24 protein-coding genes are annotated in these 20,207 nt (G+C 53.7%); 20 read left to right on the top strand and 4 right to left on the bottom strand.

Annotated elements, in window-relative coordinates; translation table 11 throughout:
* The first annotated feature begins 4 nt into the window (after window positions 1-4).
* The 9 genes from ACTQV3_RS02255 to hflX all read left to right on the top strand — a co-directional run bounded on the left by ACTQV3_RS02255 (window position 5) and on the right by hflX (window position 9,582).
* Window positions 5-520, top strand: coding sequence for a CinA family protein (locus ACTQV3_RS02255; protein WP_427717479.1), 516 nt, complete (start codon window positions 5-7; stop codon window positions 518-520).
* 257 nt (window positions 521-777) lie between these two features.
* The gene (recA, locus tag ACTQV3_RS02250) at window positions 778-1,926 is read left to right on the top strand and encodes a recombinase RecA (protein WP_154516331.1); all 1,149 of its coding nucleotides are present in this window, start codon (window positions 778-780) and stop codon (window positions 1,924-1,926) included.
* Window positions 1,927-1,937: 11 nt separating this feature from the next.
* Complete coding sequence (locus ACTQV3_RS02245) at window positions 1,938-2,630, top strand: regulatory protein RecX (protein ID WP_154516334.1); 693 nt, start codon at window positions 1,938-1,940, stop codon at window positions 2,628-2,630.
* Window positions 2,631-2,887: 257 nt separating this feature from the next.
* Window positions 2,888-4,441 carry a ribonuclease Y gene (rny, locus tag ACTQV3_RS02240; protein ID WP_441535804.1) on the top strand — a complete coding sequence of 518 codons (1,554 nt, stop codon included), beginning with the start codon at window positions 2,888-2,890 and terminating at the stop codon, window positions 4,439-4,441.
* A 1-nt stretch (window position 4,442) separates the two neighbouring features.
* On the top strand, window positions 4,443-5,528 hold the full coding sequence (locus ACTQV3_RS02235) for an ATP-binding protein (RefSeq protein ID WP_441535806.1): 1,086 nt from the start codon (window positions 4,443-4,445) through the stop codon (window positions 5,526-5,528).
* A 74-nt stretch (window positions 5,529-5,602) separates the two neighbouring features.
* Window positions 5,603-5,920 (top strand): stage V sporulation protein S, encoded by a 318-nt coding sequence (locus ACTQV3_RS02230; RefSeq protein ID WP_118079896.1) that lies wholly within the window; start codon window positions 5,603-5,605, stop codon window positions 5,918-5,920.
* Between the two features lie 64 nt (window positions 5,921-5,984).
* On the top strand, window positions 5,985-7,355 hold the full coding sequence (gene miaB, locus ACTQV3_RS02225; RefSeq protein ID WP_441535808.1) for a tRNA (N6-isopentenyl adenosine(37)-C2)-methylthiotransferase MiaB: 1,371 nt from the start codon (window positions 5,985-5,987) through the stop codon (window positions 7,353-7,355).
* The gene (gene miaA / locus ACTQV3_RS02220) at window positions 7,355-8,293 is read left to right on the top strand and encodes a tRNA (adenosine(37)-N6)-dimethylallyltransferase MiaA (RefSeq protein ID WP_441535810.1); all 939 of its coding nucleotides are present in this window, start codon (window positions 7,355-7,357) and stop codon (window positions 8,291-8,293) included. Before miaB ends, miaA begins: the two co-directional genes overlap by 1 nt.
* Window positions 8,293-9,582: a GTPase HflX gene (gene hflX / locus ACTQV3_RS02215; protein ID WP_441535811.1), complete on the top strand. Its 1,290-nt coding sequence runs from the start codon at window positions 8,293-8,295 to the stop codon at window positions 9,580-9,582. The genes miaA and hflX overlap by 1 nt, the downstream gene beginning before the upstream one ends.
* Here hflX and ACTQV3_RS02210 read toward each other — a convergent pair.
* Together ACTQV3_RS02210 and lexA are read right to left on the bottom strand one after the other, a co-directional pair.
* On the bottom strand, window positions 9,567-10,271 hold the full coding sequence (locus ACTQV3_RS02210; RefSeq protein WP_441535813.1) for a heparan-alpha-glucosaminide N-acetyltransferase: 705 nt from the start codon (window positions 10,269-10,271) through the stop codon (window positions 9,567-9,569). The genes hflX and ACTQV3_RS02210 overlap by 16 nt on opposite strands.
* Window positions 10,271-10,915, bottom strand: coding sequence for a transcriptional repressor LexA (gene lexA, locus ACTQV3_RS02205; RefSeq protein ID WP_427717464.1), 645 nt, complete (start codon window positions 10,913-10,915; stop codon window positions 10,271-10,273). Before lexA ends, ACTQV3_RS02210 begins: the two co-directional genes overlap by 1 nt.
* 162 nt (window positions 10,916-11,077) lie before the next feature.
* Between lexA and ACTQV3_RS02200 the strand changes: the two genes are divergently transcribed.
* The 3 genes from ACTQV3_RS02200 to dut are packed head-to-tail and all read left to right on the top strand — an operon-like array spanning window position 11,078 to window position 12,470.
* Window positions 11,078-11,527, top strand: coding sequence for a LysM peptidoglycan-binding domain-containing protein (locus tag ACTQV3_RS02200; protein ID WP_427717462.1), 450 nt, complete (start codon window positions 11,078-11,080; stop codon window positions 11,525-11,527).
* Between the two features lie 51 nt (window positions 11,528-11,578).
* Window positions 11,579-12,022 (top strand): transcriptional regulator NrdR, encoded by a 444-nt coding sequence (gene nrdR / locus ACTQV3_RS02195; protein WP_427717459.1) that lies wholly within the window; start codon window positions 11,579-11,581, stop codon window positions 12,020-12,022.
* Between the two features lie 4 nt (window positions 12,023-12,026).
* The gene (gene dut / locus ACTQV3_RS02190) at window positions 12,027-12,470 is read left to right on the top strand and encodes a dUTP diphosphatase (protein ID WP_441535814.1); all 444 of its coding nucleotides are present in this window, start codon (window positions 12,027-12,029) and stop codon (window positions 12,468-12,470) included.
* 512 nt (window positions 12,471-12,982) lie between these two features.
* Here the strand turns inward: dut and ACTQV3_RS02185 are convergent.
* Window positions 12,983-14,215, bottom strand: a complete 1,233-nt coding sequence (locus ACTQV3_RS02185) for an MGDG synthase family glycosyltransferase (protein ID WP_441549935.1) — start codon at window positions 14,213-14,215, stop codon at window positions 12,983-12,985.
* A 186-nt stretch (window positions 14,216-14,401) separates the two neighbouring features.
* On the opposite strand from ACTQV3_RS02185, the gene ACTQV3_RS02180 reads away from it, so the two are divergent.
* The 8 genes from ACTQV3_RS02180 to rlmN all read left to right on the top strand — a co-directional run bounded on the left by ACTQV3_RS02180 (window position 14,402) and on the right by rlmN (window position 19,788).
* Entirely contained in the window at window positions 14,402-15,340 is a 939-nt protein-coding gene (locus ACTQV3_RS02180; RefSeq protein WP_441535817.1) for an NAD(P)/FAD-dependent oxidoreductase, read from the top strand.
* A gap of 154 nt (window positions 15,341-15,494) precedes the next feature.
* Window positions 15,495-16,106: a DUF1836 domain-containing protein gene (locus ACTQV3_RS02175; protein WP_427726793.1), complete on the top strand. Its 612-nt coding sequence runs from the start codon at window positions 15,495-15,497 to the stop codon at window positions 16,104-16,106.
* Window positions 16,107-16,310: 204 nt separating this feature from the next.
* Window positions 16,311-16,529 (top strand): hypothetical protein, encoded by a 219-nt coding sequence (locus tag ACTQV3_RS02170; protein ID WP_002604486.1) that lies wholly within the window; start codon window positions 16,311-16,313, stop codon window positions 16,527-16,529.
* Between the two features lie 128 nt (window positions 16,530-16,657).
* Window positions 16,658-17,602 carry a DUF6017 domain-containing protein gene (locus ACTQV3_RS02165; RefSeq protein WP_002604485.1) on the top strand — a complete coding sequence of 315 codons (945 nt, stop codon included), beginning with the start codon at window positions 16,658-16,660 and terminating at the stop codon, window positions 17,600-17,602.
* A 36-nt stretch (window positions 17,603-17,638) separates the two neighbouring features.
* Window positions 17,639-18,112: a PcfB family protein gene (locus ACTQV3_RS02160; protein WP_002604484.1), complete on the top strand. Its 474-nt coding sequence runs from the start codon at window positions 17,639-17,641 to the stop codon at window positions 18,110-18,112.
* Window positions 18,109-18,408 carry a hypothetical protein gene (locus ACTQV3_RS02155; protein ID WP_441535819.1) on the top strand — a complete coding sequence of 100 codons (300 nt, stop codon included), beginning with the start codon at window positions 18,109-18,111 and terminating at the stop codon, window positions 18,406-18,408. Before ACTQV3_RS02160 ends, ACTQV3_RS02155 begins: the two co-directional genes overlap by 4 nt.
* Window positions 18,409-18,599: 191 nt before the next feature.
* Entirely contained in the window at window positions 18,600-18,785 is a 186-nt protein-coding gene (locus tag ACTQV3_RS02150; RefSeq protein WP_003431289.1) for a cysteine-rich KTR domain-containing protein, read from the top strand.
* A gap of 16 nt (window positions 18,786-18,801) precedes the next feature.
* On the top strand, window positions 18,802-19,788 hold the full coding sequence (rlmN, locus tag ACTQV3_RS02145; RefSeq protein WP_441535820.1) for a 23S rRNA (adenine(2503)-C(2))-methyltransferase RlmN: 987 nt from the start codon (window positions 18,802-18,804) through the stop codon (window positions 19,786-19,788).
* A gap of 106 nt (window positions 19,789-19,894) precedes the next feature.
* Here rlmN and ACTQV3_RS02140 read toward each other — a convergent pair whose 3' ends face one another.
* Window positions 19,895-20,089 carry a transposase gene (locus ACTQV3_RS02140; RefSeq protein ID WP_441535826.1) on the bottom strand — a complete coding sequence of 65 codons (195 nt, stop codon included), beginning with the start codon at window positions 20,087-20,089 and terminating at the stop codon, window positions 19,895-19,897.
* Window positions 20,090-20,207 lie beyond the last annotated feature (118 nt).

Here is a 20,207-nt window from a genome sequence, read left to right as displayed (position 1 = left end):
TTATTTGCAGATCGCCGCAAACAACGAGGAGCTGGCGCGCGATATTGTCGAGCGCGCGAGTGCCCGTGGCGTGACGGTGTCGACGGCGGAGTCGCTGACGGCGGGCATGATCGCCTCGACGATTGCCGATATCCCGGGTGCCTCGGCGGTGCTTCGTGGCGGTGCGGTGACCTACTGCGATGAGATCAAACATCGCGTGCTCGGCGTCGAGCAGGAAACGCTCGATCGGTTTAGCGCCGTGTCGCATCAGACGGCTCGTGAGATGGCCGCGGGCTCGCTGGACCTCTATCAGAGCGATGTCGCCGTGAGCGCAACGGGCTACGCTGGGCCCGGCGGCGGTACCGAGCAAGACCCCGCCGGCACGTTCTATATCGGCTGGGCGTATCGTGCGGCCGATGGGGGAGCGACGGTCGTTGAGTCTGCGCGCTGTCACTACGAGGGTGATCGGTCGTGCGTCCGTGCCTATGCGGTCGCTGAGGCCCTGGAACGCATTGTCCGCGTGCTCAATTCCATGGAATAGACGTGTTTTAAGGGGCCTTAGGGCCCCTTAATTGTGGAGATAGGGACCTTTAGCAAGGAATGCGCTTGCGCAGGCACATGTCTTTAATTTGTACGAGCACTCGTATTTGCGATTGGCATGGTCAAGCGTTTGGTCGGTGATTGGTCGGCGTTTGGTCGGGTTTTGGAATGGACGGGTGCATATGATGAACCTGAACGGTTGACTACGAACAGCCGTTCGTTTATCATCGATTCAGGTTGTTAAGAGGAGGGCTATTCATGGCCAAGAATTCAGGTCCCGTACGTACCGTTCATACGCGCACGACGGGTAAAGAGCGCGACGAGATGATCGCCACTACCAAGGCCGAGATCGAGAAGAAGTTCGGCCAGGGTTCTATTATGAGGTATGGCGACGGCGGTCCCGAGCTCGAGGTCGAGGCTATTCCGACGGGCTCTCTGGCGCTCGATGCCGCCTTGGGTATCGGCGGCGTGCCGCGCGGCCGTATCGTTGAGATTTATGGCCCCGAGTCCTCCGGTAAGACAACGCTTTCGCTCGAGATTCTTGCAGAGGCGCAGGCCATGGGCGGTGTCGTGGCTTTTATCGACGCTGAGCATGCGCTTGATCCCACCTACGCCGCGCGCATCGGCGTCGATATCGACGAGGTGCTGATTTCCCAGCCCGATACGGGCGAACAGGCGCTCGAGATCGTTGACATGCTTGTGCGTTCCGGTGCCATCGACGCCATCGTCGTCGACTCTGTTGCCGCTTTGACTCCACGTGCCGAAATCGAGGGCGAGATCGGTGACACGACGGTGGGTCTGCAGGCTCGCTTGATGAGTCAGGCGCTCCGCAAGCTCGCCGGCTCGCTTGCCAAGTCCAACACAACCTGCATCTTCATTAACCAATTGCGCGAGAAGATCGGCGTCATGTTCGGCAACCCCGAGACCACCACAGGCGGCCGCGCACTCAAGTTTTTCTCTTCCGTGCGTATCGATATTCGCAAAATCGATACCATCAAGCTCAAGGACGAGGTTATCGGCAATCGCGTACGTGCCAAGGTCGTTAAGAACAAGGTGGCTGCTCCGTTCCGCTCGGCCGAATTTGACATCATGTATGGCACTGGCATTTCTAAAGAGGGCTCGATTCTGGATATGGCTGTCGAGTGCGGCATATGCAAAAAGATGGGGTCTTGGTTTGCCTATGGTGAGGACAAACTCGGCAACGGTCGCGAGGCCGCTAAGACGTTCCTGCGCGAGCATCCCGATTGCGCCGACGAGATCGAGCACAAGGTTCGCCTTGCCTGCGGTCTTGAGTATGACGATGATGCCCCCTCCGAGGTTGAGTTGACCGATCAGCCCGCCCCCGAGGAGTTTGACGAGCTGTATGCCATCGATGGCTCCGCGATGCTCGACGATGACGACGAGTAACGGATGCCGACATGTCGTATACGGTGACCGAGGCTAGGGTCGTTTTTCCGGATAAGAAGACGGCCTCCTCGTTCTCGAGCGGTTATGCGTCTAAAAAGCCCTGTGCACATATCGATTGCGATCTGGAGGGCGGTTTTGAACGGTCCATTTGGATTCCCGTGCGTGTGGCACGTGTGTACGTTCAGAACCGTCTCGATCTTCCCTGCGACTGGGATGACTTTCGCGAGGCGGTACAGCTTATCGAATGCAAATGTGCGCTCACCATGGTGACCGAGATGCTTTCGCGCCGTGATCATGCTACGGGTGAGGTGCGCGATAAGTTGGCGCGCTATGGCTTTCGTCAGCCCGCGATAGACTTTGCCGTCAATCGTGCCATCGAGTATCGTTTTTTAGATGAGAACCGCTTTTGCTCGTACTTTATCGAGGAGCGTAAGCGTCGTGGTTGGGGACAGCGCAAAATCGAGACTGAACTCAAGCGTCGCCATGTTGCACTTGATGAGATTCCAGGGTATCCCGAGGCTTATTTTGCCGAGGATGACGACTTGGCTCGTGCATCGGCTTTGCTCGCTAAGCGTCGCGTTCCCGAGGCACGTGCATTCGAAAAGCTCGTCAGATTTTTGATGGGCAAGGGCTTTTCCTATCACATTGCCGCGGATGCCGTTAAGGCGCGCCTTGATGCCTTAAGCGAGAAATGCGACGTTTAAGCATGCGCACGTTACGCTCCTGCCGTTCACCGCTCGATAGGCGCCGTGCTGGGTGCGTTAATTTGACAGTTGTTGCGGTTCAACGTAGGATAATTACTGTCATTTGCATTGTGATATGTGCTCATCTGCGATGAGTTTGTTTATATGTTTATCTGTATCCGACCCGCATAAGCTGCGCCCATATTACTCAAATGTCGCGAGCCGTTCGTATGGACGGTTCGCTTTGTTGTGTAACGATTCCATATAAAGGAGTGAGCATGCCGCCTATCATTGCAGTGCTCGTTGGCATTGTCTTGGGTGCCATCGTCGCCATTGCCTACATGCGCACCGCCAAGCAGGGTAGTCTTCACGAGGCCGAAGAAAAGATTCAGTCGGCACACGCGCAGGCAGAGTCCCTGATCGGTGATGCTAAGCGTCAGGCCGAGACCCTCAAAAAAGAGGCTCTGCTCGAGGCTAAGGAAGAGATCATCAAGAACAAACAGGCCGCCGAGGCCGAGGACAAGCAGCGTAAGAGCGAGATTCGCGCGCTCGAAAATCGCGTGATGCAGCGCGAGGAATCGCTCGACCGACGCAACGATGCGCTCGATAAGCGCGAGCATCAGCTGTCCAGCCAGGCCGGTCAGGTCGAGAAGCGCTCTCGCGAACTTGAGGAGCTTTGCGCCAAGCAGACCTCAGAGCTCGAGCGTATTGCCGACCTTACGCGCGAGGATGCTCACAAGGAGCTGCTCGACAAGGTCCGCGGCGAGGTTACCCATGAGGCGGCCACCATTATCCGTGAGTCCGAGCAACAGGTCCGCGCCGAGTGCCACAAGACCGCTCAGGAGATTCTCTCCCTGGCGATCCAGCGCTGTGCCGCCGACCATACCGCCGAGGTCACCGTCACGTCCGTTCATATTCCCTCCGATGACCTTAAGGGACGCATCATCGGTCGCGAGGGTCGTAACATCCGTACTTTCGAGCAGGTTTCCGGCGTCAACCTTGTGATCGACGACACCCCCGAGACTGTCGTGCTTTCGAGCTTTGATCCGGTCCGTCGTGAGACCGCCCGCGTGGCGCTCGAGAACCTCATTGCCGACGGTCGTATTCACCCCGCCCGCATCGAGGAGATGTACCACAAGGCCGCTGACTTGGTTCAGCATCGTGTGCTCGAAGCCGGCGAGCAGGCTGCCTTCGATACCGGTATCCACGACCTGCATCCCGAGATCGTCAAAACCCTGGGCGCTCTGCGCTACCGCACCTCGTTTGGTCAGAACGTGCTACAGCACTCGCTTGAGGTCTCCGACCTGTGCGGCATCATGGCCTCCGAGCTTGGTCTGGATGTTGTGACCGCCAAGCGCGCGGGTCTTCTGCATGACCTGGGCAAGGCCATCGATCACGACGTTGAGGGTCCGCATGCTGTGATTGGCGCCGAGCTTGCCCGCCGTTATGGCGAGAAGCCCGTTATCGTCCACGCAATCGAGGCCCATCATGCCGATGTCGACCCCAACACGGTGCTCGACGTTCTGGTCCAGGCTGCCGATGCTGTTTCCGCATCTCGTCCCGGCGCCCGTCGCGAGTCGGCCGAGAGCTACATCAAGCGCCTTGAGAAGCTCGAGGAGATTGCCAACTCTCATGACGGCGTCGAGCGTACCTATGCTATGCAGGCCGGTCGCGAGGTCCATGTCATGGTTCAGCCGGACAAGATTTCCGATGCCCAGTCCACGGTGCTTGCGCACGATATCGCCCATCAGATCGAGGAAGAGATGGAGTATCCCGGTCAGGTGCGCGTTGTCGTGATTCGCGAGAGCCGTGCCGTCGATATCGCTAAATAACATGAACGACGCGAACGAGCTCATCTCATTTATCGCGTCGATGTCGGGGGAGGGCAACCTTCGCGTCGAGGAAAACCTTGGCGAGGGGTATGTCCGCCTCCGCGTTTCGGAGGCCGAGCGCCGTCAGGCCAAGCATGACATTCAGCATGTAGAGGACATTGTCATCGAGATGCTGCGTAATGCTCGCGATGCCGGAGCCGATAAGGTCTATCTAGCCACGACCAAGGAGGAGGGTGTTCGTACCCTCCTCTTCCTGGATAACGGTTCGGGTGTGCCGCAGGATATGCAGGAGCGTATCTTCGATGCCCGTGTCACCTCCAAGCTCGAGAGCATGAAGATGGACCGTTGGGGTGTTCACGGTCGTGGTATGGCGCTGTTCTCTATCAAGCAGAACACCGATGAGGCACGCGTTGTTACATCGGGCGTCGATTTGGGCTCAGCGTTTAAGGTTTGCGTTGACACCGATCGCTTAGGCGAGCGCGCCGACCAGTCGAGCTGGCCTCAGGCGGTTAAAGACGAAGACGGCCGCTATGTATGCGCTCGTGGTCCTCACAACATCATTCGCGCAGCCTGCGAGTTTGCCCTTGAGGAGCTGCGCGACTGCGACGTGTATCTGGGCTCTCCGTCCGAGATCGCTGCGACCCTGTACGCCCAGGCTTCCAGTCGTCTCGATACGTCACGCCTGCTCTTTATCGATGACGAGTGTGAGCTTCCGGTTATCGATCGTTTAGGTCTTGCCTCGGATGCCGAGGACTTTATCCGGATTTGCTCCGGGCTGGGTCTCGAGATGTCCGAGCGTACTGCCCACCGTATTCTTTCGGGACAGATTAAGCCCGTTCGCGGTGTGTGCGCGCGTCTGCTTCGCGAGCGCGATTCCACCTCGCATTTGCCGGCTCCAGTCGATCTTGCCAAGGACCGTCGAGGCCTTCGCATTGCCAAGGATGACATGGCGCAGTTTTCGCGTGCTGTTGAGCGCGACTTCAATGACCTCGCCGCCCGGTATTACCTCAATCTGTGCGGCGACCCTAAGATTCGCGTTTCACGTGATCGCATCACCGTGACGTTCGATCTTGCCAAAGAGGAGTAGCATCTTTACCGAGTCCGCTCGGTACGATACAGTTATTGCAGTTAAAACGTACTTTTAAACGCAGGAGTTTCTTCATGGATTGCCTGAAGGTATCAAGCAAATCATCGCCCGCGTCCGTTGCCGGCGCCATTGCCGGTATGGTCAAAGATGGCGTTCCCGTCAACATTCAGTGCGTCGGTGCCGGCGCCGTCAACCAGGCCATAAAGGCCGTTGCCATTGCGCGAGGTTTTTTGATCCCTACTGGCTTTGATGTCTCTTGTGCGCCGGTGTTCTCTGACATCCTCATTAACGGGGAGTCTCGCACGGCAATCCGTCTCTCTATCTACGTTCACCAGATTAATCGGGCTGCTATGGACAATGTCGTCATGGACGACGTTAAGCCTGTTGCGTAAGCGAGTTTTCGCACGTTTGTAGCACCTTTGTGCCCCGTCGATATCATCGTTAGGATGTAAGCTCATGGACCAGCGTTTCGTACGCGATATTCTTGCCGGTAAAACCTATTTTATCCGCACATTCGGCTGCCAGATGAATCAGCACGACTCCGAGCGCGTGAGCGGTTTGCTCGATTCCTATGGCTGTCTTATGGCGCTCGATCCGGAGCATGCCGATATTGTCGTATTCATGACGTGCTGTGTGCGCGAGGCTGCCGATACGCGCCTGTACGGTCAGTGCAATTCCTGCAAGAGTCTTCCCCCTTCTCCTTCGGGCAAGCGTGTGGTCGCCGTGGGTGGCTGCATCGCTCAGCGCGATGGCGAGGGCTTGCTCACCAACGTCGATAACGTCAACGTTATTTTTGGTACGCATTCGATTGCGCACGTGGCGGAGCTTATCGCCGAGGCGTTTATGGATGGCAAGCGCCATATCCGCACGAATGAGCATGAAGATACGGACGCCATGAGTATGCCGTGGCATCGCGAGACGCAGTATCATGCATGGGTGCCCATCATGACGGGCTGCAACAACTTCTGCACGTACTGCATCGTGCCGTACGTCCGTGGTCGCGAGAAGAGCCGCCCCTTCGAGGAGATTGTCGACGAGGTGACGGGTCTGGTGCGTCAGGGTGTGCGCGAGATTACGCTGCTGGGGCAAAACGTAAACTCCTACGGTCGCGATCTCTTTGGCAAGCCGCGCTTTGCCGATCTGCTGCGCGCCGTGGGTGATACGGGCGTCGAGCGTATCTTCTTTACTTCTTCGCACCCCAAGGATTTGCTTCCCGAGACCATCGATGCTATGGCCGAGACACCTGCCGTTATGCCGCAGCTTCACCTAGCCGTTCAGTCGGGTTCCACGCGTATCCTTAAAGAGATGAATCGTCGGTACACGCGCGAGGATTATCTGGGCCTGGTCGATCGCATTCGTAACCGTATGCCCGAAATTGCGCTTTCAACCGACATCATCGTGGGCTTCCCGGGCGAGACCGAGGAAGACTTTGAGCAGACGCTCTCGCTTGCCGAGACGGTGCGCTATGCCCAGGCCTACACGTTTATTTACTCCAAGCGCGCCGGTACCCCGGCAGCTGAGATTTATGATCCCACCCCGCATGAGGTTATCCTTGAGCGCTTTAACCGTCTGGTCAAGGTTATCGAGACGACGGCATACGAGTATAACCAGGGCGAGCTTCACACCGTGGTGCCTGCGCTTATTGAGGGCACGAGCAAGAAAAACGACGCTGTCCTTCTTGGTAAAAGTCCTAAGAACCAGACAGTGCATGCTCCGATTCCCGCTGGCTATAGCATCGATCAGTTTATCGGCAAAATCGTCGACGTCGATGTGGATGTCGCCAAGACGTGGTATCTGTCTGGCTCCGTTGTGGGTGAGCCTCGCTAATGGTTTTCCCCGGCACAAACCTTTCTGCCGTAGCGATCGTCGGTCCGACGGCGGTCGGCAAGAGTGATGTTGCCGACCGCCTGGCTGCTCGTCTGTCGTCTGAAGTGTTATCGTGTGACGCGATGCAAATCTATCGCGGTATGGATATCGGTACGGCCAAGATGATGCCCGAGGAGTGCTCGGTGCCCCTGCGTCTTGTCGATATCGTGGACCCGGGCGTCGCGTATTCTGCTGCGCTCTATCAGTCTGATGCCCGGGCGCATATCGAGCGTTTGCTTGGTGAGCAACGGCTTCCGGTCTTTTGCGGCGGCACGGGCTTGTATCTTAAGGCTGCACTCGATGAAATGGATTTTCCTTCGGGAGAGCTCGAGGACGAACGTCGCGCGGGTTATCAGGAGCTTGCCGAGCGTATTGGCGAGAAAGCTATGCATGCCCTGCTTGCCGAGCGTGATCCGGAATCGGCTGCCGTGATTCATCCTCATAACGTGCGCCGCGTGATCCGTGCGCTCGAGATGCACGATGACGGTGTGTCGTATGCCCAGCAGAAGTCTAAATTCAGCGTTCCACGTGAGCGTTATCATGCCTTGTGGTTTGGTCTGACGCGTAGCCGTGAAGTGCTGTATGAGCGCATTAACCTGCGTGTCGACCTTATGTTTGAGCAGGGGCTGGTTGATGAGGTCCGTGGCCTTATGGACCAGGGCCTAGGTGATGCACTCACGTCGATGCAGGCAATCGGTTACAAAGAGATTATTGATGCCTTGCGAGGCGCTATTACCATGGACGAGGCCCGCGAGCTTATTAAGATGCGCTCACGTCGCTATGCCAAGCGCCAACTTTCCTGGTTTAAGCGTGACGATCGCATCGTGTGGTTCGATATGGATGAGTTTACGATCGATGAGGTCGTCGATGATATCTACCGTCGTATTGAGGCTGCCTAATGGCACGTTTTCCCTTGGTTCCCACGGCGCCTGAACCTGAGCGTGCCGTCTTGGTTGGTGTTGAGTGGCGCGATAACGCCTGGCCGCTCGACCGTTCGCTCGACGAGCTCGAGCGCTTGGCTCACACTGCTGGAGCCCAATGCGTGGCACGCTTGTCTCAGCGTCTGGTCAAACCTCATCCCAAATCGTTTATCGGCTCCGGTAAGGTCGAGGAGCTATGCGGTTTGGTGCATCGTATGGATGCGGATGTTGTAATCTTCGACGACGACTTGACTCCTTCACAGCAGTCCTATCTTGAGAAAGCCGTGGGCGAACCGGTCAAGATTATTGACCGTACGGCGTTGATTTTGGATATCTTTGGCCTGCATGCCCAGACGCGTGAGGGTCGCTTGCAGGTGCAGCTGGCTCAGTTACAGTATCTGCTGCCCCGTCTGCGAGGTATGTGGAGCCACCTTGCTAAGGAACAGACGCGTGGCGGCATTGGATCGCGTTTTGGCCAGGGCGAAAGCCAGCTCGAGGTCGACCGTCGCCTGATTCGCGATAAGATCGCAGCTCTTCGACGCGAATTGAAACAGGTTGAACAACGTCGTGATGTGCAATCGAAAAGCCGTATTGAATCGCCGGCGTTTCGCGTAGCGTTGGCTGGCTACACCAATGCCGGTAAGTCGACGTTGCTTAATCGATTGACAGGATCCACGGTACTTTCGCAGGATAAGCTGTTTGCCACGCTCGATCCTACGACGCGTTCGTATCGTTTACCCGGTGGCCGTGGCATGACGATCACTGATACCGTTGGCTTTATTCAAAAGCTGCCCCATGGCCTGGTCGACGCGTTTAAATCTACGCTTTCCGAGGTGCTCGGCGCCGATTTGGTTCTTAAAGTTGTGGATGCTTCCGATGAGGATTACGAGCGTCAGCTTGAGGCGGTTGATCGTGTCCTTGACGAGATTGGTGCCGGTGAGCGCCTGACGCTTACCGTGTTCAATAAAATCGATCTGCTCGATAGCGTCGACCGCTTGAGCTTTCGCCGGCGCTATCCCGAGGCGGTATTGTTCTCGGCTCAGACGGGTGAGGGCCTTGATGACTTAGTCGACCGCATCGCTCGTGAGGCGGCCGCTACGGACGTGTTGCTCTCGGCCGATATCCCGTATCGAGAGGGCGCGTTAATCACGCTCGTGCACGAACAGGGAACCCTTCTGCACGAGGAATACCTCGAGGACGGCGTTCGTATTGTGGCAAAGCTTCCAGCCCGTATCGCACCGCGTCTCGAGCGTTATCGAACAGAGTAAATCAGCTCCAGTACACCCAAGATAACCGGTTGATGAAGCAGGTAGAACGGCAGCGCATGGCGCCCGAGACTTGCGAGCGCCGGGATGGGATTCGCATAGGCCCATCCCGGCGCCTCATAGTTTGCTTCCTGAGTCGTGTGGGCGGCAAAGAAGCCTGCAAGGTACATAAATAAGAATGGTATGACTGGATAGTAATCACCAGAGACAAAGTCTGGACCTGGGAAACCCAGCCAAGCTAAATAGGGGATAGGATAAACCGTTTTAGGAATGCTCCAGGTAAGGGTAAAAAGTGTGAGGCAAATTGCTATACCCCATACCGACGGCACTTTAACGATCACCGGACGCGCGAGCGCGACAATGGCGGTGCAGGCCGCCATGCAGAACATGATGCCGAAGTTCACCGAGTCATCGACTGAGACGAGCGTCGTCGCGACCCATACGAGAAAAGCGGCAGCGGCATATTTGAAGGCACGCTTGATGTTGTTGCGCGAGAGGGTGCACATCCAGCCGGCAATAAACAAAAATACCCAACTGATGCTGGCACGCCAGATGTCTTGGAAGATGGTCTGAGTAAACCAGGGCATATCCCAACCATAAAGATAGGTAAGATCGTAGCAAGCATGAAATCCTGCCATCGACAGCATGGTAAATCCGCGAATGGTATCAAAGACCGTGATGCGGTTTTGCATTACGAGAACCGGCGCATCAATCCAACAACCTTGCCCAGGATCGTCGGATTTGTCGCATAGATGGGCTCCATGGTGTCGTTTTCGGGCTGCAAGCGAACTCGTCCCTGCTCCTTGTAGAACGTTTTGACCGTTGCGGAGCCATCGATCATGGCCACAACGATCTCGCCATTCATGGCACTCTTCTGTTCGCGAACGATGATATAGTCGCCGTTAAGGATACCGACGTTAATCATCGAATTGCCGTGGACCTCGAGGATAAAAGACCCCTGGTCCGTTGCGATCTCGGTCGGGATGGTAAAGGTGTCCTCGATATTCTGCTCGGCAAGGATGGGGATCCCTGCGGCGACACGGCCCACGAGGGGTAGCGATACGGTTCCGCGGGGTGCCGTGGGCTCATCGGACTTTGAGATGGAGACGGAGGCTCCATCCTCGTCAAAGAGCTCTAGGGCACGAGGCTTGGTGGCGTCACGTTTGAGCAGGCCGCGTGCTTCCAGTGCGGAGAGATGTGCATGTACGGTGCTAGGGGAGGAAAGACCCACAGCCGAAGCCATCTCACGCACGCTGGGCGGATAGCCCTTTTCCTGCTGATACTCCTTGATGAAGTCGTAAATCTGCTGCTGTCGCTTGGTAATTTTGCGAGCCATCAGGGATTCCTCTCTACCTAACCCAAACAAATGTTCTATGTTTGCTTGACAGGAACAACTGTTCGAAGATAATAATAACCGAACACTCGTTCCCGCGCTAGACTTTTTTGTCCTCGCGGCTTGATAAAACAGTTCTCGTCAAAAACGCGAGAGGAGAACATGATGAATGCAACGGATATGGTCCAGGGAAACCTCGCCCTTAAGCTCGAGACGCCTGCGGCGCCGGCTTTCACGGTTGTCAAAGGCGGCCGATCTGGTTTTCAAACACTGCCTGGCAAGCCCGTCCGAAGCCAGTGCGTCGCCACGACTTCGGCCCCCGTTGCTCTGAAGGCCTCGACGATTGTCGCCCTGGCCGTTGCGCTCACGCTCTTCTTTGTACTTGCTACCTCGATCTTCAGCGCTCGTCACGCCGCATATGCCGAATCGGCATCTAACGTTACCTATGAGACCGTCCGTGTTCAGTCTGGCGATTCCTTGTGGTCGCTTGCTCAGGAGCATTCCGTTGACGGTCTTTCTACGCAGGAGACTTCTGACATAATTCGCAGTGTCAATCATCTGGAGCATGGGTCACTCGATGCGGGTGACGTTCTTAAAGTTCCTGCGCGTTCGTAAGATTTAAACACCGGCACATGGTACCCTTGTTATCGTTTTGGAGGAGGTACCATGCGCTGTCCCAGATGCGGCAATGCACATACCCGTGTTGTCGATTCCCGTATGCAGGAATCTAATAACACCATTAAACGCCGTCGTGAATGTTGTTCGTGCAACTATCGCTTCACAACATTCGAGCGATGCGAAGACCCCATCGAGGTCATCAAATCTGACGGGTCAAGGCAGCGGTTCGATCGCAATAAGCTGCTGGTCGGCTTAATGCGCGCTACGATTAAGCGCGACATCGACACGAAAAAGCTCAATGAGCTCATCGATGACATCGAGGTGGAGCTGCGTTCCCGTACGCTGACGGCTGTTACGTCCCACGACCTGGGCGACATGGTGCTTAAGCGCTTGGCCAAGATCGACAAGGTGGCCTACATTCGCTTTGCCTCGGTCTATCGCGATTTCAAAGACATCGATGAGTTTTTGCAAGAGCTCGACAAGCTAAGGTGATTTTATGTCCAACATTACGGTCAACATTAAGCGTCTCGACCCTACGATCGAGCTTCCCAAATACGCCCATCCCTCAGATGCCGGTTTGGACCTCCGTGCCAATGAGGACTGTACCCTTAAGCCCTTCGAGCGACGCTTGGTCTCTACTGGCCTTGCGATCGCGCTGCCCGATGGATACGCTGGCTTCGTTCAGCCTCGCAGTGGCCTGGCTATTAAGCAGGGTCTGTCTATAGTCAACACGCCCGGTCTTATAGACGCCCACTATCGAGGTGAGCTTAAAGTCATCCTTATCAACCTGGATCCATCCAATGAAATCCAGATCAACAAGGGTGACCGAATCGCTCAACTCGTCATCCAAGAAGTTCCCACGGTCAATCTCGTGGAGGTAGACGAACTAGACGAAACCGACCGAGGAGCCAGCGGTTTCGGTTCTAGCGGCGTATTGTAATGTCCGCTCACCCGTGGGTGGCCCCTATATATCATTCCATGCTCAAACATTCTCGCGGGGGCGCTCGTATCCCTCCCGCCCGCCTCTCACACATATCATTCCATGCTCAAACATTCTCGCATCGCAGGGGCGCATGGATTCCGCTTTCGCCTGAGCCCCATACATATCATCCCGTGCTCAAACATTCTCGCTTCGCTGCGAAACTGCGCGCGGGACGATATGTATGGGGCTCAGGCGAAAGGGCTACATGCTTGAGATATAACAATCTTTCTAGTAAGCCGACGCGACAAAGGGACGCCACCTTTGTCGTGTCGGCTTACTGTATTTATATTTTCCGGTTTGGCCTTTGCAGATTCTAATGGTGGGGAATCTGGCATAGCTGCTAGCACGTAAACGTAGCTGCTCGGCGGGAGCCGCCCATATATCGTTCCACGCGCAGTTTCGCAGCGCAGCGAGAATGTTTGAGCATGGAATGATATATGGGCGGCTCCCGCCGAGCAGCGGACTTTCGCCTAGCGGATATGCGCGGGTTTTCCGCCCCAGTAGAAGCGGCAGAAGGCTCGTTTGCGCTTTTGGGGCTTGCCTGCAAGCTCCATGGTTGCGATGGCGATGTCCTCGGCCGCGTGTGGACGGCGTAGCACTTCGCCATTGATGAGCAGCGCCTTGAGCGACTCGGGATGATCGTGGATATGGCGCAGCGTCACAATGAGCTCGCGTGCGGTGGTGACATGCATGCTGGCGCCCAAGTCGGTGAGCATGGTGGTGTTGGCCTTTTCCTGGCCATAGGACTTGCCCAGCAGAATCATCGGCAGGTGTGCACATAGGCATTCGGTAACAGTGAGTCCGCCCGATTTGAGAATTGCCAGATCGCAGCCGTGCATGAGCGCTGCCATGTCATCGACATAGTCAAGAACCGTGACGTTTTCGAGTTTCATGGCTTCGAAGAGCGTTTTCAGGCGCGTGGCGTATTCCGTGTCCTTGCCCGGCAAAAAGACAAAGTGCATGTCCTCGAAGCTACGGAGGAAGGGGAGGGTTTGGTCCATCGCCGCGCGAAAGCGAACGTACGGTTGAGGCAAACTGGCGCCGGCCATTACCAGCACAATGGTCTTATCGATAGGGAGATTGAACTTCTCGAGTTCTTCCTCACGATTGTAATCCGTGTCAAATCCAGCGCGAATAGGGATGCCCGTAATGCGAATCTTTGCCTCGGGAACCTTGCGTGGGCGGAGCGTCTCGGCCATAAACTCGTTTGCCACGCAGAATAAGTCAGTGTCCTTATGGGGCCACCAGCCCTCGACCTCGTAATCGGTCGGCACGCAAATGACGGGATAGTCGATGCCCGTAATGACGCGCGCACCAACCGCAACGTTGGCTGCCGTGATATGTGTGGCGACCACGGCAATAGGCCTACGAGTGCGAACGTATTCGTTAAATGCGGGGAACATAATGCGCGACCATGCTGTGCCGCCGCCCCAAAGCAGGTGTCCGGTAAGGGTATATCGCCAGGTCAAGTCATAAATTGGGCGCGTGGCGCCGGTAAACGATGCGGCCGTTTTGTTGCCGTCGAATTTTATGCGTCCAAAATCGAGGATATCCAAGACCTCAATCTCGACATCCTGCGGTATGCCCTTGGTGCCGCGTATAAGCTCGAATGCTTGCGCGATAGCATTGGCTGCCGCTTTGTGTCCCGAACCAACCGATGCGTGGACAATGGTCACTAAGGGCTTTTGTACAGGTGACGGCATCAATTGCTCCGATTGAGGGGCGCTTTGCGTGGGCAGGGGAGCGTCATTGCCCATCTGCGTTTGATCCATCGATAACTCCCCTTCATCGTTGTTTCGCAAAGAATCATTGTAGTGCATGACTGTCATGTTCTCCTAAATTTGGGTATGAGCGCAAAGAACGCCAATGTTTCGATGAGAGGACACTCCATGACTACCAATCAGCCGATCGATGTTGCGATTATCGGTGGCGGCCCAGCGGGCTATGCTGCAGCCATTTATGCTGCGCGATCCAATCTAACGACGACCGTGATTGAACAGGGCATGTCGGGAGGACAGATCGCCACAACCAATGAGGTCGAAAACTATCCGGGCATTCCGCTCTTGAGCGGTGCCGAACTCGGCGAGCGTTTTCAGCAACATGCAGAGGGCCTGGGAGCACAGGTTGCATGGAGCATGGTGACGGGTATCGATTACGATGCGGATGCGGCGCTGTTTACGGTGCATCACGATACGGGCGACACGGTGGCCTCAAGCGTTATTGCCTGTATGGGCGCGACGCCGCGCTCTGCTGGTTTTGTTGGCGAGGATACGTATCGCGGTCGCGGCGTTTCGTATTGTGCGACGTGCGACGGCATGTTCTTTCGTGGCAAACAGGTCTTTGTCATTGGCGGCGGTAATGCTGCCTGCGAGGAAGCCCTGTTCTTATCAGAAAATGCCGGCAGCGTGACCATCGTCTTGCGCCGCGATCAGTTCCGTGCTCCCGATGGCGTGGTTCAAAAGGTGCTCGCTAAAGATAATATTTCGGTTAGGTACCAAACTAGTATTGTGGAGCTATCGGGCGAGGCTATGCCTACAACTATCACGTTTAAGGACAATGCCACTGGTGATACCTATTCCGAGTCCTTCGATCCAGGTTCGTTTGGCATCTTTGTCTTTGCCGGAACACAGCCCCATACCGAACTTGTACAGCATCTGGTGGATCTGGCGCCTGACGGCGGTATCGTTACCGACGACTCGATGGCCACGCGCACGCCGGGCTTGTTTGCTGCCGGCGATATCCGTTCCAAGCGTTTACGCCAGGTTGTGACCGCCGTTTCGGACGGAGCCATAGCGGCTACCAGCGCATACGCCTTCTTACGAGGATAAGTACGATAATATATCTTATGTAAGGTTGCTATCTATATGCAAAGTGGTTGGACGGTGCGTCAATGTGCTGTCCAACCACTTTTACTTAGCGGCTATGTGGTATGCAAAACTAGATAATCTAGAATACAATATAGAAAACGAACGGAGGCCTCTTATGAACCACGTCAAACATGTTATCCCGATGTCCGATACATCGGTCAGCATTAAGCCGGAGGATATTCAGCCGACGGTGCTGCCGGATGCATTTATTCAGTCCGATATGGTGGGTAAACTCAATGCGTTGAGCCTGCCACGCTATGACCAGCTGCCCAACGTAACGCTCTATCGCGATCAGGTTATTGAATATGTTGCACTGTGGATGGAGCCGCTTTCGATTTGCGTAGAGCAGCCCGTTATCACGCCTTCGATGATCAATAACTACGTGAAAGTCGGTCTCGTTCCTGCTCCGGTTAAAAAGCAGTATGGCCGTGAGCAGATTGCGCGTCTCATTGCCATTTGTATCTTTAAGCAGGTGCTGCCCATCGCTGCGGTTCAGGCGCTCTTTAATATTCAGCGCTTGAGCTACGACGCTCCGACGGCCTTCGATTATGTAGTCGATCAACTTGAGGCATCGATTCGTGCGGCTTTTTCCCTTGAGCAGACTCCCGTGCCCGATACCGCACATCAGGTTACGCGCGAATCGCTGCTCGTACGCAGTGCGGTATCGTCTTTTGTATCGAAGGCGTACCTGATGAGCTACCTCAAGTTCAATGGGTTTAATAGCTAGGCGACGTATAACGCGGGAGGGATAATAATGAGGTGTGATAGCGATAGCGGCAAAAAGCTAATAAAATCAATGGTTTTGCGGACAGCGGATAGACAGGGAATGTGTTAAAAACTGAATACGCACACAAACGGCGTTACCTTAACCCCTTTGGGGGAGAAAGTAACGCCGTTTTTTTATGCCCGCAGGAAAGGAGGTGCAGCCGGAATGTATTTCACAAAGGGCAAGCAGCGGGCGTTTGAATTGCTCATGCAGCAGAAGCCGGGATTTGACCGCTATCAATCCGGTTGTGCCGGAGATGATGAAGATTGCGGCACTTGCCGTTTCTACCGCCCCGGGTGGAAATATGAGTTTTGCGTTTTCAAAGAGTGTCCCTATTGCCCCGGCAAAAGGACGCGGAAAACGCACGCCAGCATGGACAAATAGACGGGCAAAAGCCCTTGTGCCATGCGGCTTTGCAGACGCGAAAACGGCAAAGGGCATATTGCAATACCAAAACAGCCGAAAACGGCTTTCTAATTGTCCACGCATACCAAGAGAGGAAGTGAGGAAATATGGCAGTTTTCAGAGTGGAGCGAAATACGGGATATACCGTTATGAGCAACCACCACTTGCGAAACAAGGAATTGTCCTTAAAGGCAAAGGGCTTGTTGTCGCAAATGCTTTCGCTGCCCGAAGATTGGGATTATACCCTTGCGGGCTTATCCCATATCAACCGGGAGAAGATCGACGCAATCCGCGAAGCGGTAAAGGAACTCGAAAAAGCCGGATATATCGTGCGCAGCCGGGAGCGCGACGAAAAGGGACGCTTGCGGGGCGCAGATTACGTCATATACGAGCAGCCGCAGCCGCGAGAGCCGGAAGCAGCTACCAGCGGCGGACAGCCGCCTATATTGGATTTACCTACATTGGAAAATCCAACATTGGATAATCCAACGTTGGAAAAACCTACGCAGGAAAAACCTACGTTGGAAAATCCAACGCAATTAAATAAAGATATATTAAGTAAAGAACAATCAATTACTGATTTATCAAGTACCGATTCCATTCCTTTCCATTCCCTAAACCCCTTGCCCTTTGCGCATGGCGAAGCGGCTACGCCGCCGGAAAGGAAAAGAACGGAAGCGAAAAGCAATAGCGCAGTAGAGATTTACAGGGAGATTATCAAGGACAATATCGAATACGACCATCTCATTCAAAACTGCAAAATTGACAAAGACCGTTTGGACGAGATTGTTGACCTTATGCTGGAAACCGTCTGCACAGCCCGAAAGACAATCCGTATTGCCGGGGACGACTACCCCGCCGAATTGGTGAAATCCAAGTTTTTGAAGCTGAACAGCAGCCATATTGAGTTTGTTTTGGATTGCATGAGGGAGAACACAACCAAAGTGCGCAACATCAAGCAGTATCTAAAAGCGGTGCTGTTCAACGCGCCGAGTACCATTGACAGCTACTATACCGCCCTTGTCAATCACGACTTATACGGCGGCGAATGAGCATAGCCGCACTTTACCGGGAAAGGAGTTGATACCTTGCAGGAGGAAGTAACCCAAAAAACGATTGCCCTATACGTCAAAGTGGGAAAAGGCGCGGCGCGGCTTACCGAACAGGCGTTACAGAAAGCAATCCAAAAGTTTTTGGAGCAGAAAAGCAAACCCGCGCATGGGAAACAGACCATGCGGCAGCTTATGAAGCAGAACGCGGGTGTTTCCAACATCGAGATCACCGACAGCAATATTAAAGCCTTTGAGAGTACGGCGAAGAAATACAACATAGATTTTTCGCTAAAAAAGGTTAAGGGCGAGCAGACCCGTTACCTTGTGTTTTTCAAAGGCCGGGACGCGGACGTTATGACCGCAGCGTTTCAAGAGTTTTCCGCAAAGAAGCTGAACCGGGAGAAAAAGCCCTCTATCCGCAAAGCCCTTGCCGCTGCAAAGGACAAGGCGAAGCAGCTTAACGCCGCCCGCGACAAGGTAAAGAAAATGGACAGGGGGCGCGAGATATGAAGCAGATCAACTACAAAAAGCTGATACTTCCGAATATCCCCTATGTGTTCTTTGTCTATCTCTTTGATAAAGTCGGACAGGCGGTGCGGCTTGCCCCCGGCGCGGATATTTCTGCAAAGATACTGAATATCACACAAGGATTTTCCGCAGCCTTTGAAAACGCCTTGCCGAGCGTTTACCCGTTGGATTTGCTTGTCGGCATTGTCGGTGCGGTGATTATCCGCTTGATAGTCTATGTCAAAGGGAAAAAAGCGAAGAAATACCGCAAGGGCGCGGAGTACGGCTCTGCCCGATGAGGTGCGTAATCTTAACTGTAAGCAACACATATATTGACGCAGGAGGGTATGCACATGAATGATTACAGCAAAATCACAGCCCTTTACTCCCGCTTATCAGTGGGGGACGAGGACAGGGACGGCGGCGAAAGCAACTCCATACAGAACCAGAAGAGCCCATTTTTTTGTGTAAAAAGGACGAGTGAAATATAATGCTTAAAAAATATTGGATAAAATGTCCGATTTGTAACGGAAAGACGAGAGTTCAAGTATTTCATAATACTGTATTAAAAGATTTTCCTCTTTTCTGCCCTAAATGCAAATTGACGCATATCATTGATGTAGAAAAATTAGAGATTGTAATCAAAAATACAGAAAAACAAACTTTTATTATTTAGAAGAAAGGATATAAAAATGAAACGTTTACCTAAATATACGCCTGCGGAAGTACGGAATGATCCATACGGATTTACTTACAAAGAAATGTCGGAAGTTATTGGCGAGAATGAAGCAAAAGCCTTATATGAAGAATTATATAAGCAATTACCACGCAAAAAAAATCTATCAATGTTGGTAAAAAATATTTACAAAAGCAGTGATACTGAAAAGTATGTTTACGAACTGAAAGACAACAAATACATTGAAACGGTTTTTATCAAGCGGCGAGATGGTGGAACTGTTTGCGTGAGCACACAAGTCGGTTGTCCTGTTGGTTGTATTTTTTGTGAGTCCGGGCGAAATGGCTTTGTTCGTAATCTAACATCGTCAGAAATCGTACAACAGATTATATTGTTGCGTCGAAAAGTAAACCGTATCGTTTTTATGGGTATGGGAGAGCCTTTATTCAATTATGACAACTTGATAAAAGCAATCCATATTCTCCGAGATAGATATGGGCTCAACTTTCCAACCGACGGCATTACCATATCAACAGTTGGTCCGGTCGATCAATTAAAAAAATTGCGCGAGGAACATCTTAAAATTCAGTTGACAATATCTTTACACGCAGCAACACAATCTGCAAGAAATCGTATTATTCCTCACATGCGCATATATGCTATTGAAGATGTTGTTAAGCAAGCCTTATCCTATTCTGAAAGGCATAATCGCAAAATTGTCTTTGCGTATTTGCTTTTACCGGGTATAAATGACCGGCCCTCAGATGTAAGACAACTTGCAAAATGGTTTCGGGGCAAAAAAGTTATGATTAACGTGTTACAATACAACCCAACAAGCAATTCAAGAATTAAAGCACCACAGAAACGGGAAATAGTTGCATTCAAACATCAATTAGAGCAAGCAGGACTTGAAGTTACTATAAGAGTTTCTCATGGCAGAGAGATTAACGCGGCTTGTGGACAGTTAGCTAACACATATAATAAATTCAAAAAAAATGATTAAAAGTGCCAGACGCATAGACGCAGAGCCGATAACGCATTAGGTCAAAAAACCTATGTGTTATCGGCTTTTTTAGAGGCTTCGGTAGTTTGTGTGACAAGGGGCTAGCCTAGGCAGCAACGCTCTTCGCTCCCTTCACGCCCTTCTTCCTCGCCTTCACCGGGCGACCCGGGAGCTGGGGCTGGCAGTCGCCGCACCTGAGCATGAGCAGGGCCACGAGGTTGTCGGTGTTGCGGAAGCCGTAGCCCATCCTCACCGTCACCTTGATCTTGTTGTTGATGGCCTCTACGCGCCCGTTGCTGATGCCGAGCTGTTTGTGTCAAGCTCGGGCTTTCAATTGAGGCAGCGGTTCTTTTCACACGTGGCAAGGAAAGGTTTCAGGTTTGGCAAAGGCGTGCCTCTTTCTCTCTTTGGCTTTGCCT

Origin of the sequence: Collinsella sp. LCP19S3_A7, from assembly GCF_052121995.1 — a bacterium.
In the GTDB taxonomy this organism is placed as follows: domain Bacteria; phylum Actinomycetota; class Coriobacteriia; order Coriobacteriales; family Coriobacteriaceae; genus Collinsella.
Note: the sequence above shows the minus strand (reverse complement) of the source record. Positions and strands in the feature narration are given on the sequence as shown.